Annotated in this window: 25 protein-coding genes and 5 tRNA genes; 2 read left to right on the top strand and 28 right to left on the bottom strand. The window is 40.3% G+C overall.

Features of this window, described 5'->3' with window-relative positions:
• Nucleotides 1-13 precede the first annotated feature (13 nt).
• From DET59_RS13490 to DET59_RS13425, 16 genes are all read right to left on the bottom strand, one after another.
• Nucleotides 14-745 carry a glycosyltransferase family 32 protein gene (locus DET59_RS13490; protein ID WP_258549670.1) on the bottom strand — a complete coding sequence of 244 codons (732 nt, stop codon included), beginning with the start codon at nucleotides 743-745 and terminating at the stop codon, nucleotides 14-16.
• A 26-nt stretch (nucleotides 746-771) separates the two neighbouring features.
• Nucleotides 772-1,119: a helix-turn-helix domain-containing protein gene (locus tag DET59_RS13485; protein ID WP_113970177.1), complete on the bottom strand. Its 348-nt coding sequence runs from the start codon at nucleotides 1,117-1,119 to the stop codon at nucleotides 772-774.
• A 26-nt stretch (nucleotides 1,120-1,145) separates the two neighbouring features.
• Complete coding sequence (locus tag DET59_RS13480) at nucleotides 1,146-2,315, bottom strand: aminotransferase class I/II-fold pyridoxal phosphate-dependent enzyme (protein WP_113970176.1); 1,170 nt, start codon at nucleotides 2,313-2,315, stop codon at nucleotides 1,146-1,148.
• Between the two features lie 18 nt (nucleotides 2,316-2,333).
• Nucleotides 2,334-2,978, bottom strand: a complete 645-nt coding sequence (locus DET59_RS13475) for an acetyltransferase (protein ID WP_113970175.1) — start codon at nucleotides 2,976-2,978, stop codon at nucleotides 2,334-2,336.
• Between the two features lies 1 nt (nucleotide 2,979).
• Nucleotides 2,980-3,564 carry a sugar transferase gene (locus tag DET59_RS13470; protein ID WP_309472479.1) on the bottom strand — a complete coding sequence of 195 codons (585 nt, stop codon included), beginning with the start codon at nucleotides 3,562-3,564 and terminating at the stop codon, nucleotides 2,980-2,982.
• A 24-nt stretch (nucleotides 3,565-3,588) separates the two neighbouring features.
• Nucleotides 3,589-3,750 (bottom strand): YwzD family small protein, encoded by a 162-nt coding sequence (locus tag DET59_RS21690; protein WP_181778156.1) that lies wholly within the window; start codon nucleotides 3,748-3,750, stop codon nucleotides 3,589-3,591.
• Between the two features lie 57 nt (nucleotides 3,751-3,807).
• Nucleotides 3,808-4,845, bottom strand: coding sequence for a UDP-glucose 4-epimerase GalE (gene galE / locus DET59_RS13465; RefSeq protein ID WP_113970173.1), 1,038 nt, complete (start codon nucleotides 4,843-4,845; stop codon nucleotides 3,808-3,810).
• 15 nt (nucleotides 4,846-4,860) lie between these two features.
• Nucleotides 4,861-5,940 carry an EpsG family protein gene (locus DET59_RS13460; RefSeq protein ID WP_113970172.1) on the bottom strand — a complete coding sequence of 360 codons (1,080 nt, stop codon included), beginning with the start codon at nucleotides 5,938-5,940 and terminating at the stop codon, nucleotides 4,861-4,863.
• A gap of 29 nt (nucleotides 5,941-5,969) precedes the next feature.
• Nucleotides 5,970-6,854, bottom strand: a complete 885-nt coding sequence (locus tag DET59_RS13455; RefSeq protein WP_113970171.1) for a glycosyltransferase family 2 protein — start codon at nucleotides 6,852-6,854, stop codon at nucleotides 5,970-5,972.
• Nucleotides 6,851-7,969, bottom strand: a complete 1,119-nt coding sequence (locus tag DET59_RS13450; RefSeq protein WP_113970170.1) for a glycosyltransferase family 1 protein — start codon at nucleotides 7,967-7,969, stop codon at nucleotides 6,851-6,853. The genes DET59_RS13455 and DET59_RS13450 overlap by 4 nt, the downstream gene beginning before the upstream one ends.
• A complete protein-coding gene (locus DET59_RS13445) occupies nucleotides 7,954-9,105 on the bottom strand; it encodes a glycosyltransferase family 4 protein (protein ID WP_113970169.1) in 1,152 nt (383 codons plus the stop codon). Before DET59_RS13445 ends, DET59_RS13450 begins: the two co-directional genes overlap by 16 nt.
• A 10-nt stretch (nucleotides 9,106-9,115) precedes the next feature.
• Complete coding sequence (gene galU, locus DET59_RS13440) at nucleotides 9,116-10,003, bottom strand: UTP--glucose-1-phosphate uridylyltransferase GalU (RefSeq protein ID WP_113970168.1); 888 nt, start codon at nucleotides 10,001-10,003, stop codon at nucleotides 9,116-9,118.
• A gap of 15 nt (nucleotides 10,004-10,018) precedes the next feature.
• Entirely contained in the window at nucleotides 10,019-11,848 is a 1,830-nt protein-coding gene (locus tag DET59_RS13435; RefSeq protein WP_113970167.1) for a polysaccharide biosynthesis protein, read from the bottom strand.
• Nucleotides 11,849-11,864: 16 nt separating this feature from the next.
• Nucleotides 11,865-12,029, bottom strand: a complete 165-nt coding sequence (locus DET59_RS21685; protein ID WP_181778155.1) for a hypothetical protein — start codon at nucleotides 12,027-12,029, stop codon at nucleotides 11,865-11,867.
• Between the two features lie 260 nt (nucleotides 12,030-12,289).
• Nucleotides 12,290-12,946 (bottom strand): CpsD/CapB family tyrosine-protein kinase, encoded by a 657-nt coding sequence (locus DET59_RS13430; protein ID WP_113970166.1) that lies wholly within the window; start codon nucleotides 12,944-12,946, stop codon nucleotides 12,290-12,292.
• The gene (locus DET59_RS13425; RefSeq protein ID WP_113970165.1) at nucleotides 12,933-13,667 is read right to left on the bottom strand and encodes a YveK family protein; all 735 of its coding nucleotides are present in this window, start codon (nucleotides 13,665-13,667) and stop codon (nucleotides 12,933-12,935) included. Before DET59_RS13425 ends, DET59_RS13430 begins: the two co-directional genes overlap by 14 nt.
• Before the next feature lie 501 nt (nucleotides 13,668-14,168).
• Here DET59_RS13425 and DET59_RS13420 point away from each other — a divergent pair.
• Nucleotides 14,169-15,278: an acyltransferase family protein gene (locus tag DET59_RS13420; RefSeq protein ID WP_181778154.1), complete on the top strand. Its 1,110-nt coding sequence runs from the start codon at nucleotides 14,169-14,171 to the stop codon at nucleotides 15,276-15,278.
• Nucleotides 15,279-15,419: 141 nt separating this feature from the next.
• Here DET59_RS13420 and glmS read toward each other — a convergent pair whose 3' ends face one another.
• The 6 genes from glmS to sigW all read right to left on the bottom strand — a co-directional run bounded on the left by glmS (nucleotide 15,420) and on the right by sigW (nucleotide 22,662).
• Nucleotides 15,420-17,222 (bottom strand): glutamine--fructose-6-phosphate transaminase (isomerizing), encoded by a 1,803-nt coding sequence (gene glmS, locus DET59_RS13415; RefSeq protein WP_113970163.1) that lies wholly within the window; start codon nucleotides 17,220-17,222, stop codon nucleotides 15,420-15,422.
• 547 nt (nucleotides 17,223-17,769) lie between these two features.
• Nucleotides 17,770-19,119 (bottom strand): phosphoglucosamine mutase, encoded by a 1,350-nt coding sequence (gene glmM / locus DET59_RS13410; protein WP_113970162.1) that lies wholly within the window; start codon nucleotides 19,117-19,119, stop codon nucleotides 17,770-17,772.
• Between the two features lie 25 nt (nucleotides 19,120-19,144).
• Entirely contained in the window at nucleotides 19,145-20,386 is a 1,242-nt protein-coding gene (locus DET59_RS13405; protein ID WP_181778153.1) for a CdaR family protein, read from the bottom strand.
• Nucleotides 20,379-21,215, bottom strand: coding sequence for a diadenylate cyclase CdaA (cdaA, locus tag DET59_RS13400; RefSeq protein ID WP_113970160.1), 837 nt, complete (start codon nucleotides 21,213-21,215; stop codon nucleotides 20,379-20,381). The genes DET59_RS13405 and cdaA overlap by 8 nt, the downstream gene beginning before the upstream one ends.
• A 235-nt stretch (nucleotides 21,216-21,450) precedes the next feature.
• Entirely contained in the window at nucleotides 21,451-22,083 is a 633-nt protein-coding gene (locus DET59_RS13395; protein WP_113970159.1) for an anti-sigma factor family protein, read from the bottom strand.
• A gap of 15 nt (nucleotides 22,084-22,098) precedes the next feature.
• Entirely contained in the window at nucleotides 22,099-22,662 is a 564-nt protein-coding gene (sigW, locus tag DET59_RS13390; protein WP_113970158.1) for an RNA polymerase sigma factor SigW, read from the bottom strand.
• 167 nt (nucleotides 22,663-22,829) lie between these two features.
• Between sigW and DET59_RS13385 the strand changes: the two genes are divergently transcribed.
• The gene (locus DET59_RS13385) at nucleotides 22,830-22,991 is read left to right on the top strand and encodes an aspartyl-phosphate phosphatase Spo0E family protein (RefSeq protein ID WP_113970157.1); all 162 of its coding nucleotides are present in this window, start codon (nucleotides 22,830-22,832) and stop codon (nucleotides 22,989-22,991) included.
• Nucleotides 22,992-23,052: 61 nt separating this feature from the next.
• Here DET59_RS13385 and rocF read toward each other — a convergent pair whose 3' ends face one another.
• The 6 genes from rocF to DET59_RS13355 all read right to left on the bottom strand — a co-directional run bounded on the left by rocF (nucleotide 23,053) and on the right by DET59_RS13355 (nucleotide 24,952).
• Entirely contained in the window at nucleotides 23,053-23,955 is a 903-nt protein-coding gene (rocF, locus tag DET59_RS13380) for an arginase (RefSeq protein WP_113970156.1), read from the bottom strand.
• A gap of 474 nt (nucleotides 23,956-24,429) precedes the next feature.
• A tRNA-Ala gene (locus DET59_RS13375) sits at nucleotides 24,430-24,505 on the bottom strand.
• A 56-nt stretch (nucleotides 24,506-24,561) separates the two neighbouring features.
• Nucleotides 24,562-24,634: transfer RNA gene (locus DET59_RS13370), tRNA-Lys, on the bottom strand.
• A 4-nt stretch (nucleotides 24,635-24,638) separates the two neighbouring features.
• Nucleotides 24,639-24,713, bottom strand: a tRNA-Gln gene (locus DET59_RS13365).
• 66 nt (nucleotides 24,714-24,779) lie between these two features.
• Nucleotides 24,780-24,863 (bottom strand) — tRNA-Tyr (locus DET59_RS13360).
• A gap of 13 nt (nucleotides 24,864-24,876) precedes the next feature.
• Nucleotides 24,877-24,952, bottom strand: a tRNA-Thr gene (locus tag DET59_RS13355).
• Between the last annotated feature and the right edge of the window lie 173 nt (nucleotides 24,953-25,125).

Raw genomic sequence — 25,125 nt, 5'->3', positions numbered from 1 at the left:
TTTATCCACCTAATTAGTTAGACGTTAGCTTTCTTAGTTTTTCAACACTATCTCCGCCAATAATTTTACAAATTGATTTCTTAACACTGTTTTTAATTCTAGCCCTAAACGGTAACCAACTTTTATAAAAGTGATGTATAGCATACGTATTTTCATTTTTAAAGGTTCTAAAATTAATGTAATCGTAGGGAGAAAAAAAAGTTTGAGGATAAAATGCTCCTATATCTTTAATCTCTTGATATTTCCCATTACACTTCAGTCCCATGTCATTTAAAATGCTTGTAACGGTTGCCACATTAGTCAACTCATCCAGACTTCCGTCATCTTTAATAAATGTTCTTGATTCATATGAATCTAAAAACGATTTGATGAAAGTGTTCTCTTTTGCTGCTCCAATTGTGCTGGTTGCAATAAAGTTTCCTTGCTCGAATCCCCAGAAAGATTCATGGTGTAATAGATCGTTGAATGATTTAAAAACTTCTACATCTGTATCTAAATATATCCCCCCGAAGTGGTACAGCGCATACACTCTTACATAGTCACTGACAAATGCATATTTCCCAAAGTCATAAGCTTGTTTTACATATGCATTTTGATCAATGTTAAAATTATTTTCATTCCACTCAATTATTTCGTAATCTTGTAAGTGTTTTCCCCAACTATCCAAACATCTTTTTACTATGTCCGGCTTTTCCTTTCCTCCAAACCAGCAATAGTGTATCGTATTAGGTATGTTATTTCTCACCAGAGCATTCTCCTCCTCCCAACATATTATTTCTCTTCTACCTTATGATTCTGCCACTTTATAAATTCAATCACTGCTTTATATTGTTGTAATTGCTCTTTCTCAATCCCTGAATCCTTCAATTCATTGATAAAGTCCAGCCACTCGCTCTCAAGGAGTTCCCTATTTTCTTCAGGTGCATTGAATTGAAGAAGGGTCATTAATTCCACGTCCAATACAGTCGAGATTTTCTCTATGACTTGAATCGAGGGATTCTTATTTAAGTTCCTCTCTAAATTACTCAGATAGGATTTAGAAACATTTGCCCGATCTGCAAGTTCGGATAAAGTGAGTCCTCTGCGTTTTCGAATCGTACTTATATTTGAACCTATCATTCATCATTACCTCATATTTTTTGACATCATATTATATCCTGCCTTGCGTACACACCCTCAATCGTATTCACTACACACTCAACAGTTCTCATTTGTTCTTCTTCCGTCATGATTGACCCTGATGGAAGACAAACACCTCTGGAAAACAGTTGCTGTGCGACATCTTCATCTTCACTATGAGAGAAGTAAGTTGCCTCCTTAAATAACGGCTGCATATGGAGAGGTTTCCATACTGGACGTGCTTCAATATTCTCTTTTGCCATTGCTTCAATTAACTCGGATGATGTTATTCCTGTTTCTATCTCATCAATGGTAAAGGTTGTAAGCCACCTATTTGTCATACTATTATCCAATTCTGGCATGAATGAGATACCCGGGATATGGGATAGGGATTGCAGGTAACGTTCAAAAATGAGCCTTCTGGCTTTTACCCTTTCATCGATTACTTCTAATTGAGCTCTCCCAACACCAGCTAAGATATTACTTAATCGGTAATTGTGACCTACCTGGCTATGCTGATAATATGGCGCCGGGTCTCTTGCCTGGGTAGCTAGGAACCGTGCTTTTTGCAGGGACTCAACATCGTTCGAAACGAGCATGCCTCCTCCAGATGTGGTAATAATTTTATTTCCGTTAAATGAGTAGACTCCAAAATGACCAAATGTCCCGCTCGGTTTTCCCTTATAAGTAGAGCCCAGTGACTCGGCTGCATCTTCTATAACTGGGACCTGATAGTGGTCACAAAGAGTAAGAAGTTCATCCATTTTCGCACTTTGACCGTATAAATTCACAATGATGATGGCTTTTGGAAGCTTTCCTTGAAGGGCAGCGTCTTTTAATGCCCGTTGAAGCGCCTGGGGTGACATATTCCAGGAATCATAGTCCGAGTCTATAAAAACCGGATCTGCTCCTTGATATAGTATGGGATTGGCGCTCGCCACAAAGGTCAGTGTTGAACAGAAAACGGTATCTCCCCGGGTAACTCCCAATAAAGAAAGAGCCAAGTGGATGGCGGCTGTTCCCGAATTAACGGCCACCGCTTCACTGGCTCCTACGTATGAGGCTAACTCTTGTTCAAATGCATCCACATTCGGTCCTAATGGGGCAATCCAATTGGTCCGGAAGGCTTCTTTAATATATTCTTGTTCCCTTCCACTCATATGAGGGGGGGAAAGGTAGATTCTCGGCTTCTTCATCTAACAACCACCTTTTCTCTACATGATATCTTTCACTACTCCAAGGCTCCTATTGATGATCCTGGCTGGTGTCCCCACTGCCTTACTATGGGCAGGGAAAGATCGAATGACTGTCGCTCCGGCTCCAATGATCGACCATTCCCCTATTTTCACACCAGGAATGATTGTAACACCAGCCCCTATATGTACACCTTCGTCGATCGTTACGTTCCCTGTTAATGTTGCTTGAGGGGAAATATGTGAGTAATCCCCTACTGAGTTATCATGTTCAATGACAGCTCCGGTGTTGATGATACAGTGATCATGGATTTGGGCATCTGCATTGATCACAGCTTTTGGCATAACAACTGTTCCATATCCAACTTCTGCCGAATTGCTTACTACTGCAGTAGGATCAATGACGGTTAAATACCGCTCACTAGGAAGCTTTAACTTACTTACCACATGCTTTCTAACCATATTTTCGCCAATCGCTACGACCACTTTCATCTCTTCATCCAGTATTTTATGAATGGAAGTCAATGGAGCATAAACAATACCGTCAATGTTTTGCTCACTTTCATATTTGTCATCTAATATGCCATGAACACTGCACCCCTGTCTTATTACCATCTCCTGAACGACTTTACTATGACCACCATTTCCGATCATTACGACCTTCATATCAGACCACTTCTTTCGACCCTTTGAACTTTTCCATCGTGACATGATTCTGACCAGTGATTCCCTCTTTTTTGATCACTTTGATGAGGGTTTTGGCAAGGATTTTCATATCGAGAAGGAAACTTTGATTCTTGACGTACCAAATATCCAATAAGAATTTTTCTTCCCATGAGATTGCATTCCTCCCGTTCACCTGAGCCCATCCGGTTATTCCGGGCTTCGCGAAATGCCGAATGTATTGTTCTTTAGAATAAAGTGGCAGATACTCCATTAACAATGGCCTTGGACCCACTAAACTCATGTCACCCTTCAGCACATTGATTAACTGGGGAAATTCATCAAAACTATACTTTCTAAGAAATCTTCCAAGGGGAGTCAATCTCAGTTCATCCGCTATACCATCACCATTTAACATGGTTCTGAATTTATATAGGATGAATGGTTTTCCGTGTAACCCTGGCCTTTGCTGACAAAACAATAGAGGTGATCCCATTTTAATCTTGATACATAACATGATCGGAACCATTAACGGAACCAAAATCAAAAGTAAAATCGATGAAATACTAATATCCATTATTCGTTTGATCATTTGAAATCACTTCCTTGATGATCAGTTATCGATCTCATTTGTAGTACAGAGGGAGATGATGCTTTCCTTTATTTCGTCTAGAAATTCACTTGTATTCACTTCTTCTGATTGAATTCCCTTTTGATACATTGTTTTTAAAAGCTCCTGAAGATCTTCGACAGTTAGATTTTCAGTTATATTCATATTTCTTCTCCTTACATTGAACATAAAAAAAGCAGCTGCTATGTGTAGCACCTGTACCTAGTTCTTCACTAACAATTTGGATTGTTTCTCGTAACCAAACGGATTATGTTGTTGCCATCTCCAGGAATCCTTACAGATCTCATCAATCCCTTTAACCGCTTCCCAGTTTAGTTTCTCTTTCGCTTTTGATGTATCAGCATAACAAACGGCCACATCTCCCGGCCGCTTTTCCACTACCGTATATGGAATGGTTTTCCCAGTTGCTCTTTCATATGCTGATAAGACTTCAAGCACACTGTATCCTCTTCCGGTACCTAAATTATATGCATCGATTCCGCTAGTAGTAAGCAGTCTTTCCAAAGCTTTGACATGACCAAGGGCCAGGTCGACCACATGAATATAATCTCTTACCCCGGTGCCGTCTACTGTTGGGTAATCGTCTCCGAACACTTGAAGTTTTTTCAATTTCCCAATTGCCACTTGAGAAATATATGGCATGAGGTTATTGGGGATTCCATTAGGATCCTCACCAATCCGGCCACTTTCATGAGCCCCCACAGGGTTGAAATAACGAAGCAGGGCAATGCTCCATTCACGGTCAGAATTATAAAGGTCCTGCAATAACTCTTCAATCATCTGCTTTGTACGACCGTATGGATTTGTCGCCTTTAAAGGAGTCTCTTCTGTAATCGGTACCGTATTCGTCGCACCATATACAGTGGCTGATGAACTGAATACGAGTTTATTTACATTGAACTTTTTCATGACTTTACAAAGAGTGATGGTGCTGTTCATATTATTTTCATAATATTTAAGTGGAAAATGAACCGACTCCCCAACCGCCTTGGAGCCGGCAAAATGAATCACCGCCTCAATCTCGTTATCTGCAAATACCTTTTCCAGACCTTCCCGATTTTGTAAATCCAGACAATAAGTACGAAAGTATTTTCTCGTGATCTCTGAAACTCTCTTAAGTGCTTCAGGTTTACTGTTTGAAAAATTGTCTACCACGATAAGGTCATAACCTGCATTTAGTAGTTCAATGCATGTGTGGCTTCCGATATAACCTGCGCCACCAGTAATCAATATAGCCATATTCATCCTCCGTTCTTACCAATTAATATAGTCACTCTTGTAAAAAATGTTTAAACTTATAATATTTTCATAGAAAAAATACAGAAAATAACAACTGACAATGCCAAGATAAATGATTTTTCGATCCTTTTTTTCAAACAATTTAACGATCCATGATATTAGGATCAGCTGGTATAAACTAAAATAGATGGAGAACCTGGCAAAGATCCAATTCTGAGTAGAAATCAACATAAACACCAATCCCAGGAGAGCCATATTAACAATCACATCACTTTCAGGGAAGATTTCTCTTAGCTTATCCCTCCCAAGATAGGCAATGACAATTGGAACCATCTCAACGACTACTCTCACGATGTTCGCTCCACCTTCCGCAAAGTCTTTGTAGTGCCCGTATTGGGTGTCCTCAATGGCTGAAAACAAGAAAGAGGTAAACTGGTCAAACCCCACTACAATGATGAGAGCGAAAATGATGAGTACAACCGTTGATTTGGACCATGCCTTTGACCGAACTAAGAAATAAATAGGAAGTAATATGAGTGCGCTTTGATGAAAGAAGGAAGCGGTGATGACAATGGCAAAATATTTAATCCAGTTACCATCTATTAAATATTTTGTGGCGGTGAATATGATTGCCGCCGCAAGGAGCTGTCTGATCCCATTCATTGATATAAGAAATAATCCCCCTGCTATATACACATATAAGCTGAGCTCGAGCATTCTTGAATAGTTGTATAATACGATAAAAATCAGAGTATTAGTCAATAATGCTGCTGTAAATAATAGCACTTGAGGATCTTCAGAGACATAATTTTTTAGTACCATTTGAAGGATGCCAAAACCAATATCCTTTTGGCTTAAGATATAGTCCCAGGTAAACTGACTTACTTCATATGCATGCTTATAGAAGTAAGTATCACCGATATTAGAGCGAAGACCCGATACAAGTACAAGGGATAATAGCGCACCAATAGCTATCAGCTTATTCGGTCTGATTGTAACCCGACTCGTCATTGTCATCGTTCCTGTTGAGGCGGCATACCTGGAGAAAAAGGAAAAAAGGAATACCAGGAAAAGATTCATCCATAATATGGTCATTAATAGGATCCTTTCAAAAGAAAATCAATTCATGCTATTTTTGTTTTCTGATTAATGTAGAGATATAGGGTGATTCCAAAGGGGAGTGCCAATAATGTTAATCGTTTATCAGGCGTCTCACTCATAAAATTCCAATTCCGACTGATTAAACTGCTTGAAACATAATGAATCGCCTGCCTAAATTTAAATGTAGTACTGGCGAATGGCAGTTTCATCAGTTCCTTCCTATAAAAGGAAAATCCTTTCGGATTCTTCCGATACTGATTCAACATATTGACGGAAGATCCGTCAGCTAAATATTCCACACGGCAGATCACTTCATTCATCAGGAGCATTTTATATTCCTTATCAAGCATGTAATACTTATAGGCAAGACCGACATATTTTTCCTGATGAAAGATTGGATAAGGGTATTTCTTCGTTAACTCTGTACGGTAGACTAATTTTTTATCCCCTGTTACTCCGTATTTATTATATAAATCAAATAGGGTGGAAGAGCCGATTGTGTCTGGTAACTTTGTTCCGATGACACCCCCATCATGATAGGCATCTAATCCAATCATTCCACTTACTTTAGAACTTCCATGATCATTCCAAAATGATAGGATCTTTTCAACCGCATCATCTGGCATATAATCATCAGAATCTATACATACGTTAAGCTCTGTATGTATTAACTGGTAGGCAGTATTGTGAGCTCCATGCATGCCCTGATTTTCCTGCCAGTGATAGATAATGTGAACTTGTTCTTCCTTCACCCATTTCGCCACTAGTTCATTTGTATGATCCGTTGACCCGTCATCAATGATCATCCATGTGAAATTTTTATTCGTTTGCCTTTTAAGACTTTCATAACACTGACCCAGACAATACGCCCGGTTATAGGTTGGAGTGAAGACCGTTAATTGCTTCATCCCGTTTTCCCTCCCAGCGTTATGTATGATCTCTCAGTATCTTGTGCTGTTTTACGAATGTCATAACCTTTAAGAGTAAAGGCAGCATGAGAGACATTCCTTGCTAATTGTGTATTTTCACTATCTAATATCTGTTCCACCCAAACCTTCATATTTGTAATGGGTAAGAAACGAACTAAACCATTTCCCATATCTACTTCTTCTGTAATCGTTTCTGAAATATAACAAGGCAATCCTGCACCTTGTGCTTCAATCAGTGTCACTGGAAGACCCTCGTGAAAAGATGGGAATAAGAAAGCATCAAATGCTTGGAGTAATAAAGGGATATCATCCCTCACGCCCAGAACCAAAACAGCGTGTTGTAAATTCAGGTTTCTTATTTTATCTTTTATTTTCCCTTTTAAAGGTCCGTCCCCTACTAGAACTAATTTCGAATCAGGCACTCTTTTGTGAATCTCGGCAAAGGTTTCGAGTAAAAACATATGATTTTTTTGTTCACAAAACCTTCCAACGTGACCTAAAACCAGCGTGTCGTTATTTAGTTGAAGTTCAGCTCTAACCTGATTTCGAATATAGAAGGAAAATTGAAATTTTTCGAACTCGATTCCGTTTTTTATAAGGTGTGCTTTATCTGCCTGATTTCCGAATAACCACTCAGAGGCAGCATTTGAACAAGCAAACAAGTGAGTAGCACTCCGTTTTATCTGCTGGCCGACTAACCATTTATAAAACTTAGCCCCTGCGCCTCCCTCACTTTGAGTATTATGACTATGAGCAATTCTCACAGGAACATCCGCTTTCTTGGCAGCCCTCAACACCAATCCACTCATCTTATCCAGATGTGAGTGAACAATCTGATAAGATGAGTGTTCCTTAAAGAACATATCCAATTCCTCCACATACCCTGAGTGCCCAACTTCTGTCACGTAGGAAATCCTATGAATCTTTCCGCCCATCTCAAGAATTTCAGAATCGAAAACACCTTCTTTACATGTTAAAAAATCGAATTGAACCTTCGTTCGATCGATATTCCGGTACAGATTCATAATCAGTGTCTCTGCTCCGCCCCGGTTCATATTCACGACCACATGCAGAACTCTTAATGGACTGCCCATTTCTCCACCTCCTTTTCTTTCATATAAGATTGGTAAACTCGACTTTTTTCATTTATTATTTGTTGGACACTAAATGTACTCTCAACCATGCCTCTTCCGGTCATTCCCATTTGCCTTCTGATGTCTTCTGACGCGGCAAGGAGTTTAAGCTTATTCGTAAAGCCTTCAACGTCTGTTGAGGATACAACCCAACCATTGTGATGCTCCTTCACCAACTCCCGATGTCCGCGATTCAAACTTGCCACTATTGGCAACCCACAAGCCATTGCTTCCATCATATTTACCGGAAGTCCTTCACGCAGACTTGATGCAACCGCCACATCGCACATTGGAAGGAGTTCAGGTATATCCTTTCGAAATCCCAGAAAATGGACCATGTGTTCAACTTCTAACCTATTTGCCAGTTCCTTGCATGGAGCCTGCAGGGTTCCTTCTCCTGCAAGCAACAGCTTAGCATTTGGAACCTCTTCTTTGATGAATGCTAACGATTTAATCAGCATTTGTTGGTTTTTATTCTCGTTGAATTCGGCAGCATAAAATAATAAAAAGTCATCCGGTTCATAACCAAATGACTTTTTTCTCGCAGCTTTTTCACATTCAGGAATCGGCTTAAAGATTTCTGTGTTTACGCCCACTCCATGAACATGCTCGATGATCGGAACATTGAAATGTTGTTTTGCTAACGTGTAGTCTTCTTCGTTAATCGTAATGAGACAGTCTGTATAGCGTGACAACATCTTTTCAATAGGATAATAAAGCATCCAGTTTTGGATGGGGGCACCTTTACAAAAATGAAATCCATGTGCCGTATAGATTACCTTTGTACCACTCTTTCTTGCCCCACGAGCCGCTAGTCGGGCAAGCACTCCACCCATGGGTGTGTGGCAATGGATGATCCTATACTGATTTCCATTAATAATATCTTTTAACTCCCTATAGGCTGTCATGTTTTTCAAAGAGAACGGTGAACGCTCTATTGGAATGGTGAACTTTCTATCTACATATGGAAGCTCGATTTCACCACTGGCTGCAACATGAACGTCCCAGCCTTGTTCCTTGAACCATTTCATATAGGGTAAATGAAAGGCTTTAAAGTGGTAGTCGACGGTTGCACAAAACAGGATCGAATTAACCATTTCCATCACCTTATTTCACTTTCTTTGCTAATTCCCGATCCATGACGGTTGAAAGATAATCCAACAAATTGTCTTTTAAATCGTCCCGCTGTAACGCGAATTCAATGGTGGTTTGAATAAAGCCCATCTTCTCCCCCACATCATAACGAGTTCCCTCAAAGTCATAGGCGTACACCGCTTCGTGCTTGTTCAGTTCGGCAATGGCATCCGTCAGCTGGATTTCCCCTCCCGCTCCAGGTGGCTGAGTTTCCAGCACATCAAAGATTCGGGGGCTAAGGATATACCGCCCCATAATGGCCAGATTTGAAGGAGCTTCTTCTCTAGCCGGTTTTTCCACAAGTCCGTTCACCCCATAGAACCGATCTCCGATTTGATTAGAGTCTACAATCCCGTACCGGGATACTTCTTCTTCATTCACGGTTTGAACTCCCAGAATAGAAGATTGGTATCGATTGTATTGACTGATCATTTGTTTAAGGCAAGGGGTTTCAGCTCTGACGATGTCATCGCCAAGTAAGACGGCGAATGGTTCGTCCCCCACAAATTTGCGGGCGCACCAGATGGCATGACCTAATCCTTTTGGTTCCTTCTGGCGAATATAGTGGATGTCTACTAGTTTAGAAGACTTTTGAACTTCAGATAGCAATTCAAATTTACCTTTATCAAGCAGATTCTGTTCGAGCTCAAAGGAATGATCAAAATGATCCTCGATGGCTCTCTTTCCTTTTCCAGTGACGATGATGATATCTTCAATTCCCGACTCAATGGCTTCTTCGATTATGTATTGAATCGTTGGCTTATCTACAATCGGCAGCATTTCCTTTGGCATGGCTTTCGTTGCTGGAAGAAATCTTGTTCCAAGTCCAGCAGCAGGGATGATTGCTTTTCTTACCTTCATTGATTCTCACTCCTATTAGCTTGATATAGACATGACTGGCTTTGGTTCGATTAATTCTTTTGTATTGGCTAAAGTAACTAATTTTCCTCTCAGTGTACCTCTATCCATATCATGAAAGGTTTCAATAATTTCATCGATTTCTTCTAAATAAAGATGTGCGGTTTTTCCTATATAGATGTTCGGGTAGATTTGTTCTTCGTGGATCTCTTCATCCTTCAGAAGTTCTTCGTATAGCTTCTCCCCTGGCCTCATCCCTGTAAACTTCAGTCCAACTTCCTCAATGGAATGACCTGAGAGTTTGATCAGATTTTTGGCCAAATCGACTATTTTCACCGGTTCTCCCATGTCCAATACGAAGATTTCCCCGCCTTGAGCTAGGGCCCCTGCTTGAATGACAAGTCTTGATGCTTCAGGAATGGTCATGAAGTACCTGACCATATCGGGATGGGTAACCGTAACGGGTCCACCTTTTTCAATCTGTTTCTTGAATAAAGGGATGACGCTCCCCCTGCTGCCTAATACATTTCCAAATCGAACGGCGACAAAACGCGTTGAACTTGTTTGGTCCATGCTTTGAATGACCATTTCAGACAATCGTTTCGTCGCACCCATGACACTTGTCGGATTCACCGCCTTGTCGGAGGAAATCATGACAAAGGTTTTGACTCCGCTCCAGCTTGCCGCTTTGGCTATATTTGTTGTACCGATAAGATTATTTTTGACAGCTTCTTCTGGATTTCGCTCCATGAGAGGTACATGCTTATGGGCCGCTGCATGATAGACGACATCCGGAGTGTGTTCATTCATCACTTGAATCATCTTCTTCTCATCCTGGAGATCCGCAATGACAGGGATGAATTCAATACCCTTTCCGGCAAATACTTCTTTCAGCTCCATCTCAATGGAATAGATACTGTTTTCCCCATGTCCAAGAAGGATTAATTGTTTCGGATTGAATTGAGATATTTGACGGGAGATTTCAGAACCTATAGAGCCTCCTGCACCTGATACAAGGACCACTTTGTTTGTTACATATTCAGTGATGCTGGACATATCGATTTCCACTGTATCTCTGCCTAATAAGTCCTCTACCTGTACATCACGGAATTGATTGACCGATATTTTCCCTGTAATCAAATCCTCCAGCATCGGAAGGGTTTGAGTCTTCGCTTTGGTTTTCAAGCATTCCTGAAAGATTGTATTCAGCTCTTGTTTGCTAAGAGAGGGAATAGCAATAATGATATGTTCGATATCATATTGGGCTACCGCTTTTTCAATACGATCTACCCCTCCAACTACTGGAATTCCTAATATGTCCAGTTTCTGCTTTCTAATATTGTCATCAATGAATGCAACCGGGACCAGATCCCCATCATTTTTAAGAAGTTGTCTCGCTACCATCGTGCCGGCAGCCCCGGCTCCCACCACTAATGTCCGTTTTCGATTATCTACCTTGGATATAAAGGTATCACGGTAGACTCTCCATACAAATCTTGAACCTCCAATGAGCATTAAGTGAAGCATCCAAGTAACGGCAAGAAGTCTGAATTGGATCTCCTGCAGGGCTACTTGTTGGATGATCGCTCCTGAAAGAACCGAATAGCTTACTACTTTAAAAATGATTAATAATTCCCCTATGCTTGCATATTCCCAGGCTTTCTTATAAAGATTTAACTTAAGTGAAAAGATTTGATGGCTTATGAGCATTGTGATAGAGCTGATGATAACAGGAAGGGTTATGACCTGGATAGTGGAGCTGGTCAGCATTTTGCTAACGAAGACAGCGGTCAGGACAATAAGTGAATCTACTAGAATAAATAGGGATAATCTCTGTCGATATGTCATACTATGCCTCCTTTCCTTAGTTCGTTGCTTTGTTATTATTCGGGTCAAGAACTCTCATTCTCTTATATATAGCGTAATCCAATAGCTTTCTGATTTCTTCCAGCTGTTCCTTCGAGGCATCCTGCTTTATGTACCTGATCGCTTTCTTAATCGATTTCAGCTGCTCATCTAATTGAATCATGTCTTCATAACATCTCCTTTTTTCAATTAATGTCCTTATGTACTCTATCTTTCGAAAAAGATTTCCTACATAAAAACATTAAAAATGCGGGCATCCAACCCATCCTCACACCACACCATCGACGACTTAGCGTCTAAGGTTTATTCAACCCACAGCATGACCGAGTGCCTCCATGGATAACGGTAAGGAGACATCACCAATAGATATTAACCTTTAACGCACTCTAAATTCTTAATAACGAACATCCAGATTAAAATTTTTTATCCTTCATTTAAAATAGCCCCAACTATCTTAGCATGAGCTAGCTCCAACACTTTTTTCGTTTCTATCGCTTGTTCAATTTCAGTCTTTCCTTTATGCAGGACTAACACCACTCCATCACATTGATTCGCAATCACTCTCGTCTCTGTCGACTTTATCGCAGAGGGAGCATCGATTAGCACAACATCATATAAATCAGTCAGTGACTTAAGAAGTTCCTTCATCCTTTTCGTTTCTAATAGTTCAGCAGGGTTAAAGGAATGAGATCCGCTTGTTAATACTTCTAATCGACTAACCTCAGTTTGATACAGTGCTTCCTCTAACGCTGCATGGCCAGTCAATACATTCGTCAGTCCCTTTTCATTCGGAATTTTAAAGATCGAATGAATAATCGGCTCCCTCAAGTTGGCATCGATCACTAGTATCTTTTCTTTCTGTTGTGCCATGGAAACGGCTAAGTTGGCAACCATGGTTGACTTCCCTTCCCCATCCTTGGGTGATGTGATGAGGAAGATTTTGTTCTCACTTTTATTGATGAATTTCATATTCGTTCTAATTTCGCGAAACTGTTCAGAAATAATCGATTCTGGATGGGAATAAGTGACGAGATGTCTTCTTTTCGTCTTACTTAATTGTTTCTTCCTATTTAATGCCAACTGTGTCACCCCTTAACTCCATTTCAGGTTGAGATTTCCGCTTTATAACAAACTTCTTCTTATTCATATTGGACACCTTGCCAAGAACGGTAATATCCAAGTATTCTTCGATATCCTTATTCGTTTTAATTGTCTGATCCAGGGAATCTAATAGGAACACCAGTCCGATAGCTGTAATCATTCCTAAGACAAAAGCAATGATCGTGATCCGGTTCCCTGGTGGATTGATCGGATATGGATTTTCTTTCGCTTCAGATAATAATTGAACCTCTTTGAAATCCAAAATAGTAGCGATTTCACTCTTAAAAAGTTTGGCTGTCGAATTCACAATTGCCATGGCAACTTTAGGATTGGCATCAATGGCTGAGATTTTTATTACTTGCGAATCATCAATTTGAGCCACCGTAATTTGATTGGCTATTCCTTCCGGAGATCGAGAAAGATTCAATTCATTTCTGACCTTCTCCATAATGATCGGGTCCTTTATCATAACCATTAACGTACTCATGTTTCCGCTGTCTGAACCAATGATCACCCGTGTTGATGATTCATAGAGGTTGGTTTGTGTATAGGAGTTGTAAAAATAGCCTGCTACAGTGGTTACAAATGTGATCAGGATAATAAGCCAAGCTCTTTTTTTAATGACCTCATAATATTCCTTTAAGTTTATTTCTCTAGCGACATTGTTCACAATATAATTCGGTTGTTTAGAACTTCCCATGGAAACCACCTTTATTGAAGTTATTTTGAGAAACACTTATAAGAGAATGCTTAATTCTTTATAACGAACAACAGGACCAAAAAAAATTCTATGCAAGAAAAGCCGTTTTGAAAAAATTATCATCCGAGCTATTATACCTATTTTTTCTACATTAAATCTATTCTTCTTCCATTCTAGTTCTGTATAAAGAACATGTCAATACATATTTTATAAATTAATATGACCATTGACTCATTATATATACTTCGATATCACATTTGTATACTTATGTTCTTTGTCCTTGACTTTATGTTAAAGGTAACTCCACCAATTGAATAAACAAAATAAGCTATTCATTTAGAAAACATACAAAAATCGAGAAAAAAATTCAAATTCTATAAAAAGTATAGACTATACTTATAAAATATAATATCCTTAATAAAGAACGAAGTAAAATTATATTAAGAACAATAACCTTTTATCAATTTTACAATGAAGGTATGGTTCTGGGGGGAGACGCGTATGTCAAAACACATTGTAAAAGAGATATTCTTATTGAGAGGGTTAGCTTGTTTAGCAGTTGTAATAATTCATTCAATTAATTCAGTATTTGCTAACTACGGAATTCGTAAAGTACCTGAGTATATGGAAATTAACAATATCCTTTTTGTCATACAAATTTTACTAATGTTTGGTACCCCTATGTTTGTATTTATTTCTGAATTTATTTTAGCAAATTCATATAAAAATAAGGTGCCAAAAGGTTTCTTTGTTAAACGTTTTAAGTACATACTTATCCCTTATCTAATAATTGGGATACTAAGTAGTTTGATAGTTACTCTTCAAAATAAAACTTTTTCAATTGAATTCTTTCTTACTACGCTTTATCAGCAGTTTATTTTGGGTTACTTTCATGGATACTTTGTTATTATTATTTTCCAATTCTATTTTTTACACATTTTATTCAAAAAATATGTAGAAGGCAGATTTTCAACTAAAGTAGTTATAGCCTTCTCTATATTGGTTAATTTTTCTTACCTTACATACTTTAACTTTATTGAACCAAGTCCGAAATTCCCATTTCATCTACTTTTCTTCGCCTGGATTGGGTACTTTACATTGGCCTTTTACTGTGGAGGTAACCTTGATCGGTTTAAGATTGAGTTAAATAAATATAAAGGGTTAGTTTTATCATCACCTGCATTTACCAGCTTAATCGTTTTAATTTTATGTTATAGTGGCTCATTAACATATATACAATCTAAAAGAATTGATATCATTTTTTATACAATTACTTTAGCATTCTTCTTTTTTTATATCGGTATGAAATTAAAAGAAATACCAAATTTCCTAGTTAAAATAAGTCAATATTCTTTTGGTATATATTTATTACATCCATTTTTCCAATTAATTATTGAAAAGCTTTTCACAAATAATTATTCGATAACAAACTTAGTTTCCTATATTTTAGTTGCTACATTTATTGGGATTTTTGGTCCCATAGTTTGTACAATCCTCCTAAATAAGTATGAGTTTGGTTCATATATTATAGGGAAAATCGGAATAGGGATTAACAACAAAAAACTAAGAAACATATCAAATAACACTGAGCTCAAGAAAAGTATTATTTAAGAACTTTTTTCTCTATAGTTAAAAATCACTTCATATATCTCTTTTAACTAAAGTAATTCTTATAATAAGCTGCTACAAAAAATTCATAATGAAAAACCTCTACCGTCATTGGTAGAGGTTTTTCATTATGAATTTTACTACTTACTCAACCGTAACCGACTTTGCCAGGTTACGCGGCTTATCTACATCACAATCGCGATGCAGGGCAGCATAGTAAGAAATTAATTGTAATGGGATGACAGAGATAAGAGGTGTTAACAATGGGTTAACCTCCGGGATGACGAAGCGATCTTCTTCGTCTTCTAAGCCTTTCATGGAAATGATACAAGGGTTTGCTCCACGAGCGACTACCTCTTTCACATTTCCTCTGATGCCTAGGTTCACTTCTTCTTGAGTTGCAAGGGCAACGATCGGTGTTCCTTCTTCAATCAGAGCGATCGTACCGTGTTTAAGCTCTCCTCCGGCAAATCCTTCTGCCTGGATGTAAGAGATTTCTTTCAACTTCAATGCGCCTTCCAGACCTACATAGAAGTCCAATGAGCGGCCGATGAAGAAACAGTTGCGAGTCGTTGACAGATATTCGCGTGCGATATCTTCAAACTCTTCTTTCGTATCGCAAAGTGCTTCCATCGCAGTGGCAACAATACCAAGCTCTTGAACAAGGTCAAAGTCCTGGTTGTTTCCACATGCCTGCCCTGCAACGTGTGCAAGGATCGCAAGTACTGCCAGCTGAGCTGTGTACGCTTTAGTTGAAGCTACAGCGATTTCAGGTCCTGCATGAAGAAGCAATGTGTAATCCGCTTCTCGGGACAGCGTAGAACCCGCTACGTTTGTGATCGTTAATGATTTATGACCAAGCTCTTTGACTTGAACCAGTACGGCACGACTATCTGCCGTTTCACCACTTTGAGAAATAAAGATAAATAATGGTTTCTGAGAAAGCAATGGCATATTGTAGCTGAATTCGCTTGCTACATGAACTTCTACAGGAATTCCTGCACTCTTCTCGATGAATTGCTTTCCAACAAGACCAGCGTGGTAGCTCGTTCCACATGCAATGATGTAGACACGGTCCGCTTCTTTCATCGCGCCGACGATCGGCTCATCGATGTGAAGCTCGTTGCTCTCGTTTTGGTAAGCTTGAATGATTTTACGCATCACTAGTGGCTGCTCATCGATTTCTTTAAGCATATAGTGAGGGTATGTTCCTTTTTCGATATCACTCGCATCGATTTCAGCGGTGTAAGGAGCACGTTCCATTACTTCACCGATCAGATTTTGAATTTCAACCTTTTCTTTCGTTACGATGACCATTTCTTTATCCATAAGCTCAACGTATTGGTCTGTTACTTGAATCATCGCCATAGCATCACTTGCTACAACGTTAAAGTCTTCTCCAAGACCAACAAGCAGTGGACTTTTGTTTTTCGCTACAAAGATTGTCTCATCATTTTCAGCGTCTAGAAGAGCAATGGCATAAGAACCTTTAAGAAGCATGAGCGTTTGACGGAAAGCTTCCTCTACCGTGTTTCCTTCTTCTACAATCTTATCAATCAGCTGAACGATAACTTCCGTATCCGTGTCACTCTTGAACGTTACTTCCGTTAAATATTCTCGCTTAAGTTGAGAGTAATTTTCGATTACTCCGTTATGAACGATTGTAAAACGGCCTGAATTGCTTTGATGAGGGTGAGCATTCACCTTGCTTGGTACACCGTGGGTAGCCCAACGGGTGTGACCGATTCCTGTGTTGCTTGATACACTCTCATCAACGATACCGCGAAGGTCGGCAATACGACCCTTCTCTTTAAACACATGGATGCCTTCATCATTTTGAACGGCAATACCTGCAGAGTCATAACCGCGGTACTCAAGCTTTTCAAGACCTTTTAAAAGAATTTCCTTTGTATCTGAATTTCCAATATATCCAACAATTCCACACATAATTAATATATCCTCCCTGAACATGCAAGGGGGCAAGTACTCTTTTGGGGACAACTTGCCCCCTTATCTCTGTTTGTCATTAGTATTTACATTAGCCACTTCTTTCTTCCCTTTGTCCATTAAGTTGCCTCAACGATTTAAGGAAGAAACTTTCGGTCCGGTGACACATGCGAACCGGGAGGCATCCGCCGAATGCTCGATAAACCTCCACCTCGTCAACTAAACGATCCTTGCCGTATCCATCGTTTAGCCCTGGCGCTTTATAAGGATGATTACTTACTATCCACCTTTCCTTCTTGACTCATTTCCATATAATTTGAAAACGAAAACAAAATCATCATACACTAGCATGTTTCCCTTAGTCAATATAAATCTTACAAGAACAAGAAGTTGTTATCCCATTGTCATGTTCCCGAAACAGAGCAGTGTTAAACCCTTAAGGATCAACTTGGGTTTTCAGAACGGTGGTTCGATGATACTCAAAAGCACTCTCTTTATTAAATATGCATAAGAGGCACGTATTGACCCCTTATGCATATTAATTCCACTATTCGTTCAGACCCATTTCTTCATCAACAACTTGTACGATTTCATTTACATATCGATCACAAAGTTCTTCAGTAGGAGCTTCTGCCATCACACGCACTAACGGCTCCGTTCCAGAAGGACGAACAAGGATACGGCCATTTCCGTTCATTTCTTCTTCAACCTTTTGAATCACTTTTTTAACCGTTTCATTATCCGTTACATGGTGCTTGTCTGTCACTCGTACATTCACAAGTTTTTGTGGGAACTTTTGCATTTCTCCCGCTAGTTCAGATAATGATTTATCCGTCATTTTCATAATGTTTACAAGTTGGATACCCGTTAACAGACCGTCTCCTGTTGTATTGTACTCCAGGAAGATGATGTGGCCTGATTGCTCACCGCCAAGAGTATAGCCGTGTTTCTTCATTTCTTCCACTACATAACGATCTCCAACCGCCGTTTGAATGCTTTGGATCCCATTCTCTTCAAGCCCTTTATGGAAGCCAAGATTACTCATGACTGTAGATACGACTGTAGACTGTTTTAACTGACCTTGTGACTTCAAGTATTTACCGCAGATGTACATGATCTGGTCACCATCGACGATTTGTCCATGCTCATCGATTGCGATAATACGGTCCCCATCACCATCAAAGGCAAGCCCCAGGTCTGCCCCTTTTTCTTTCACCATCTCAGCAAGTGTTTCAGGGTGGGTAGATCCAACTCCTTCATTGATGTTCAACCCGTTTGGTGATGCTCCCATCGTCGAGATGTCAGCGTCCAAATCAGCAAACAGATGAGTAGCCAGAGCGGATGTTGCACCATGTGCACAATCTAACGCAATATGTAAACCATCGAAATCTTCGTCTACTGACTGCTTTAAATACTGCAGATATTTTTGTCCGCCTTCGAAATAGTCACTTACTTGTCCTAAATCAGCACCAATTGGACGAGGAAGCTGATCAACTGTTTGATCTAATAGATCTTCAATTTCATTTTCCTGGTCATCCGATAACTTGAAACCATCCGGTCCGAAGAATTTAATTCCGTTATCCCCTACAGGATTATGAGAAGCTGAAATCATGACACCAGCTTGAGCCCCTAACGCTTTTGTTAAGTAAGCTACCCCTGGAGTTGAAATGACACCTAAGCGCATCACTTCAGCACCAATTGATAGAAGTCCGGCTACAAGAGCTCCTTCCAGCATATGTCCGGAAATTCGAGTATCTCTTCCAATCAATATTTTGGGGCGCGTAGCATCCTTTGTCAGAACATAACCACCAAAACGTCCAAGCTTAAATGCTAATTCCGGTGTTAATTCTGTGTTCGCTACACCTCTTACTCCATCAGTTCCAAAATACTTACCCATTGTCATTCTCTCCTTTTTACAGCTCTTATGCTGATGTGTTCTTTTCTTTAATTTCTACTTTCACTGTTTGCTGAGACAGGGTCCATTCAATATCTTCCGGTCCTTCTGCCTCTATTTCCACCTCATGTTCACCGGGCTCGAGCCCTGAAAGATCAAGAGCAAGTGAGAAGTCTTCTTTCGTCACTTTGCTCACCTGTGCATTCTGACCTTTCATCGCTACATCGACGACACCTTCTTCAGGTGACATGATGGTATATTCATATTCTTCGGCTAATCCTTGTGGGGTGATTTCAAGACCTGATAGGCTCTTTTCCTCGGTTGTGTTGACATCAACCTTCACCTTAACTTCTTCAGGAGCCACTTTATTTAAGCCATCTTGCAGGGCGAGTGGTACCGTAATGGTTGAATCCTTCGTAATCTTAGAAAGGTCTATTTCTGCAAGCAGCTCTTCTACTGTGTCCAGTACATCCTGTCTGCCGAAAATGGTTGCCTCTTTAGGATCAATTGAAATCGACTCCAGCGTCGTCCCTTCTGGAAGACTGCCTTTTTGCTTAATCGTCACGGGTACACTCTTACTTTTGTTTACAACCGAAACGGTCACATCGACCACTTCCGGATCAATTTGAACATCTAATTTATTATACTCACGGTCTAAGACTTGCACCCTGGCTTCCCTTGTCACATTCTCATTGATTTCCTCATCAAGATCAAGGGTGGCTATGACATAGGCAATCCGTTCCACTTCATCCTTAGAGCCCGTCACTTTCACCGTTTTCGGATCGACAGCCAGTCCTTCTGCTTCATATCCATTGGATAAAATACTCTCATTGAATTGAGGTTCAATCGCAAATTCTTCGGTTACCTTTTCTTGAACCGATATATTGACAGTATCTGGATCGAGTTTCACATCGAGTTTTTCAGAAATATTATCTATCTTTATTTTCACCTGATGCTCACCGATACCGATCTCATTTAAGTCTACATAGACCCTGAAATCCTTCACTTGTTTGGCTTGTTGCACAATCGCTTTAGATCCTTCTACAGTCACATTCACCGTATCAGGCAAGCCGCTCACTTCTAAATTCTCACGATCATAGAAAACTTCAAGCGGGACGTCCTGGATCGTTTCAATCGCATCTTGAGAGTTGCCGTTATTGTTGTTAGCCGTCTTCTGAATATCATCAAAGTTGACGGACAGATAGAGAATGAATGCTAACATCAGCCCCACAATTCGCATGAACCAACGACTTTCCATGAATTTATCCATTTTCTTTCTTCCCCCTAAAACTCCATTTCGTCGAGGAAGCATTTGTCTTATCGCCAATGAGCTCTACCATAAGAATTTCTGTGAAGCGCTCCAAAGAGAGGTCGCGATGTAACTCTCCATTTTTTGTAATGGAGATAGCTCCCGTTTCTTCTGATACCACAATCGTAATACTATCTGTTACCTCACTGACACCAAGTGCTGCCCGGTGTCTTGTTCCCAATTCTTTCGAAATGAACGGGCTTTCCGATAAGGGAAGATAACAAGCCGCTGCAGCAATTTGATTCTTTTGAAGGATAACAGCTCCATCATGAAGAGGCGTATTGGGAATAAAGATATTAATGAGCAACTGGGACGTAATCTTGGCATCGAGTGGGATACCTGTTTCAATATAATCACTCATCCCTGTTTCCCGTTCGAGAGTAAGGAGGGCACCAATTCGACGTTTTGCCATATAGCTTACGGCTTTCGTCATTGCTTCGATCATCTGCTCCTGCTCTTCTTCTTCCTGCAGCCCCGTCCTTGAGAATAAACGGCCCCTTCCCAATTGTTCAAGGGCTCTGCGGAGTTCTGGCTGGAAGATGATGATAATCGCCAGGAACCCCCAAGTGAGGGCTTGCTCCATCATCCACCCCAGTGTATCCAATCCAAAGATACTACTAAGTCCTCTTACAATGATAATGACAAAAATACCTTTTAATAATTGTACTGCTTTCGTTCCTTTTATCAGCATGATCAGTTTATAGATTACAAACCATACTACGAGTATATCTACTATATCCGAGACATAATCCAGCGCGGAGTAATCCGAAAAAATATCGATAAACGGCATATTACATCCTCCAATAGCTTAATCGAAAGCGTAAGCCGCCATGTGTGGCTTCTCCATTTTCGTAACGTTCCTATTATAGCATATTTTATTACTGTCAAATGAAAGACACCCACGGCTTCATGATTCTTTCTCTTCTATTCATGAACTCACGTTTATACATAAAAAAACCGACATGGATTCATACATGTCAGTCCTTCTTAGGGACGGACCTTACTTCCATCCCCTCTATTTTATCCTACTTTTCTTCAAGTTGCGAATTTCCCCAATCCACCGTGTCTTTAGCCCCTTTTTTGATCTGGTACCAAAGCCACCCAAAGGCCGCATCGATTTCATGGATTTCTCCAGTCACGCTTCCCGCTGAAGCCAGATACTGCTTTCCGTTAATGACCGTGACATTCCCCGTTACTTTTCCTTCAATTTTCACATCACCATTCCGGACCGTCAGATCTCCATTCACGACTTCCCCCTCAGGCACCACAACCGTATGATCCTGAACCACTAACTTCGCATTCTTTGTAAATGAAAAATCCTGATCGTCATTCCATGAAGTTAAGAAGCTGCCGGTCATAAAGAAAAGGAATAGGGCCGCAGCCGTAAGTAGCGGATGGTGGCGGAACCACCTCTCAACGCCCACTTTCTTCTTCTCTTTCGGCAATCTTGACATGACTTTATCCGTAAAGTCTGCAGAAGCACTAATATGAGACGTGCTCTGTACAAACGCAATCGCTTTTTTCAGCTCATGAAAATGATGCTGACACTCACTGCATTCCTGTAAATGATGCTTCAGCATTTCTTCTTTTTCTCTATTTAAATCTCCATCTAAATAATCGTGCATATACTCGATGATTTCTTCAGGACAAGGTTTCATATTCACTCACCCTCTCTACAGTGATCTTAATTGTTTACGGAGAGCTTCACGCCCCCTATGTACTCTCGTTTTAACCGTTCCCAGGGGTAGATCCAATATCTCGCTGATTTCTTGAAGAGGAAGCTCCTCGATATATTTTAAAACAATGACCGACCGATACTTCTCGGGCAACTTGGAAATTTCCTTCTGAATGGTTTCCTGAAGCTCCATATTCTCCACTTCTTCTTCCGGCAACTGAACATCCGCAGCCACTTGCGAGTACATCGTCAATCCCTCAGTCCCCGCTACCTCAGCATCTAAGAAATAATCCGGTTTCTTCTTACGGATCCTGTCGATACAAAGATTCGTCGCTATCCTGAATAGCCAGGTCGAAAACTTTCTCTTCTGATTAAAGGTTTCAATATTGACATATGCCCTGATAAAAGCCTCTTGGGCAATATCCTCTGCTTCATGACGATTTCCAAGCATCCGGTAGCAGATTTGGAACACTTTATCCTTATAAAGCTCGACTAATTCGGCAAAGGCGTTCTGATCACCTTTCAATACTTGCTTAATCCGCTTTTTCACTAACGCTTCCATTTCACAACCTCCGCTCTATGCGGCTATATTTATATACGTAACTTCCTATCAAAAGGTTTCAAATTTTTTATATTACTATCCTAACAAATTTTCCAGGAAAAATGTTTACAATTATTAGAAAAAGGGTATAAAGGAACTAATTATTTCTATTGTGGGAGGATCTCGAAATGAGGGGAAAGATGAATGATTTATTATTTCAAATTGAAGACTGCCGTCGCCAAATGGTCGAACTAGCATTAAAGTCATCCTTTGCCGACGAGCAAGTAGTCGATTTGAGTACTCGTCTTGACGATCTATTGAATCAATACCAAGTGGTCAAGCACTATTGAAGGGAAATAGATGAAGGCTGAGAACCTTGAAGGGTTCCCAGCCTTATTTTTTTGCTTTAGATTATAGTAATTTTTCTCCAAATAGTGATCCCATCAACGCTACAGCAACAGTAGCCGTTTTATTCTTCTCATCGAGGATAGGATTTACCTCAACAAATTCTGCAGATGTAATCAATCCTGACTCTTCCAGCATCTCCATCGCTAAGTGACTCTCACGGTAGCTTATTCCACCAAGAACAGGAGTTCCTACCCCAGGAGCATCGCTTGGATCCAATCCATCTAAATCAAGTGATAAATGGACTCCATCCGTTCTGTCCTTCAAGTAGTCAATGGACTCTTCCATTACCTTCGTCATACCAAGGCGATCGATTTCATGCATCGTATATACTTTAATGCCTTTTTCTTTAATTAACTCTCTTTCTCCTTCATCTAAAGAACGAGCTCCAATAATGACAATATTCTCAGGCTTGATCTTTGGTGAACTCTGCCCGATACCTGTCAACTCTTCATGGCCGATGCCCAGGCTTACCGCAAGAGGCATTCCATGGATGTTCCCTGACGGAGACGTATCCCCTGTATTCAAATCACCGTGTGCATCATACCAAATCACACCTAGGTTTTCATAGTGAGGAGACACACCAGCCAATGTTCCGATCGCAATACTGTGGTCTCCGCCAAAGATTAATGGGAAATCTCCACTCCCGATTACATCGTTCACCTTACCAGCCAACGTCTCGCTAGCTTCAGCAACCGCTTTCAAATTACGCAGATTCGTATCAGGATTATTATGTACTCGCTCAGCCTGGCCAATCTCGATATCACCCAAGTCTTTAATGTCATATCCAAGGTTCTCAAGACGCTCAACAATCCCGGCGTAACGGATCGCACTCGGCCCCATATCCACGCCTCTACGCATTTGCCCTAAATCCATCGGTACACCAATAATAGAAATATTTTTCTTCATGAAAAATTCCCCCAATTCGAAATTTATTTACATCTCTATTCTATCCATACTATGAGCCATGGTTCAACTGGACAGGATTGTGTATATATATGCGTGTGTAGAGGGGTTTTCTGTGGATTGGTGTAAGATTATGTAGGCGGGTTTTAGAAGAAAGTGCTAGTGTAAAATTGATTGTGGATGGCGGTCCGTGGTAAAAAGCGATTGAAAAATAAAATCTTAGATTTGAAAACAAATGTGGGAAATTTGAAATGATTTTCCTGAGGATAAGACGATTTTTGTACCTACTTGTCTACCACAAACAAAAAAACCTCAAATCTCCTAAAAGATTCAAGGTTTAATCATGTCGTATGTATGGTTACTTTACTCCGCTGACGCTTCGTAAGCGGATAGATATTTTGCTTTTGCAAAAAAAAATCAATGAAGATTATTTTGCTCTCGCAAAAAATCTAATTATTTTGCTCTCGCAAAAAATCTTGGTGGAGCCTAGCGGGATCGAACCGCTGACCTCCTGCGTGCAAAGCAGGCGCTCTCCCAGCTGAGCTAAGGCCCCATATGTTTTAGATTATAGAGAAATTCCCACACCTTGCGATGTGAGAAAATGTGTGATGAGCCATGAAGGATTCGAACCTTCGACCCTCTGATTAAAAGTCAGATGCTCTACCAACTGAGCTAATGGCTCGTAATGGCTGGGCTAGCTGGATTCGAACCAACGCATGTCGCAGTCAAAGTGCGATGCCTTACCGCTTGGCTATAGCCCAATAATTACTTTAATGGCATAAAAAAGGGACATTTATAGGATGTCCATTTTACACTTGAATATACAATGGTGGAGGGGGGCAGATTCGAACTGCCGAACCCGAAGGAGCGGATTTACAGTCCGCCGCGTTTAGCCACTTCGCTACCCCTCCAGCTAAAAAAAAATGGTGCCGGCAAGAGGACTTGAACCCCCAACCTACTGATTACAAGTCAGTTGCTCTACCAGTTGAGCTACACCGGCGTATATACTTGTGATGAATACTGCGTAATGAAAGCAGTTCATGGAAAGATATTTTGCTGACGCAAAAACCTTTGGTTTTTTTACTTGCGTAAAAAAACTTGGTGGAGGATGACGGGATCGAACCGCCGACCCTCTGCTTGTAAGGCAGATGCTCTCCCAGCTGAGCTAATCCT

Source organism: Rossellomorea aquimaris (assembly GCF_003315075.1).
Taxonomy (GTDB): Bacteria; Bacillota; Bacilli; order Bacillales; family Bacillaceae_B; genus Rossellomorea; species Rossellomorea aquimaris_C.
The sequence above is the reverse complement of the archived record's forward strand: the minus strand, read 5'-3'. Positions and strand labels throughout refer to the sequence as shown.

Coding starts and splice junctions, on each gene's coding strand:
- DET59_RS13420 (WP_181778154.1), top strand. CDS start 14,169: ATGTCAAAACACATTGTAAAAGAGATATTCTTATTGAGAGGGTTAGCT.
- rocF (WP_113970156.1), bottom strand. CDS start 23,955: ATGAAGAAAAATATTTCTATTATTGGTGTACCGATGGATTTAGGGCAA.
- DET59_RS13395 (WP_113970159.1), bottom strand. CDS start 22,083: ATGAAACCTTGTCCTGAAGAAATCATCGAGTATATGCACGATTATTTA.
- DET59_RS13385 (WP_113970157.1), top strand. CDS start 22,830: ATGAGGGGAAAGATGAATGATTTATTATTTCAAATTGAAGACTGCCGT.
- DET59_RS13460 (WP_113970172.1), bottom strand. CDS start 5,940: ATGACCATATTATGGATGAATCTTTTCCTGGTATTCCTTTTTTCCTTT.
- glmM (WP_113970162.1), bottom strand. CDS start 19,119: ATGGGTAAGTATTTTGGAACTGATGGAGTAAGAGGTGTAGCGAACACA.
- DET59_RS13445 (WP_113970169.1), bottom strand. CDS start 9,105: ATGGTTAATTCGATCCTGTTTTGTGCAACCGTCGACTACCACTTTAAA.
- glmS (WP_113970163.1), bottom strand. CDS start 17,222: ATGTGTGGAATTGTTGGATATATTGGAAATTCAGATACAAAGGAAATT.
- DET59_RS13405 (WP_181778153.1), bottom strand. CDS start 20,386: ATGGATAAATTCATGGAAAGTCGTTGGTTCATGCGAATTGTGGGGCTG.
- DET59_RS13425 (WP_113970165.1), bottom strand. CDS start 13,667: ATGGGAAGTTCTAAACAACCGAATTATATTGTGAACAATGTCGCTAGA.
- sigW (WP_113970158.1), bottom strand. CDS start 22,662: ATGGAAGCGTTAGTGAAAAAGCGGATTAAGCAAGTATTGAAAGGTGAT.
- DET59_RS13475 (WP_113970175.1), bottom strand. CDS start 2,978: ATGAAGGTCGTAATGATCGGAAATGGTGGTCATAGTAAAGTCGTTCAG.
- DET59_RS21685 (WP_181778155.1), bottom strand. CDS start 12,029: ATGATTCAATTAGATGAGCAGCTGAAATCGATTAAGAAAGCGATCAGG.
- DET59_RS13485 (WP_113970177.1), bottom strand. CDS start 1,119: ATGATAGGTTCAAATATAAGTACGATTCGAAAACGCAGAGGACTCACT.
- DET59_RS13480 (WP_113970176.1), bottom strand. CDS start 2,315: ATGAAGAAGCCGAGAATCTACCTTTCCCCCCCTCATATGAGTGGAAGG.
- galE (WP_113970173.1), bottom strand. CDS start 4,845: ATGGCTATATTGATTACTGGTGGCGCAGGTTATATCGGAAGCCACACA.
- DET59_RS21690 (WP_181778156.1), bottom strand. CDS start 3,750: ATGAATATAACTGAAAATCTAACTGTCGAAGATCTTCAGGAGCTTTTA.
- DET59_RS13435 (WP_113970167.1), bottom strand. CDS start 11,848: ATGACATATCGACAGAGATTATCCCTATTTATTCTAGTAGATTCACTT.
- DET59_RS13450 (WP_113970170.1), bottom strand. CDS start 7,969: ATGGGCAGTCCATTAAGAGTTCTGCATGTGGTCGTGAATATGAACCGG.
- cdaA (WP_113970160.1), bottom strand. CDS start 21,215: ATGCCGTTTATCGATATTTTTTCGGATTACTCCGCGCTGGATTATGTC.
- galU (WP_113970168.1), bottom strand. CDS start 10,003: ATGAAGGTAAGAAAAGCAATCATCCCTGCTGCTGGACTTGGAACAAGA.
- DET59_RS13455 (WP_113970171.1), bottom strand. CDS start 6,854: ATGAAGCAATTAACGGTCTTCACTCCAACCTATAACCGGGCGTATTGT.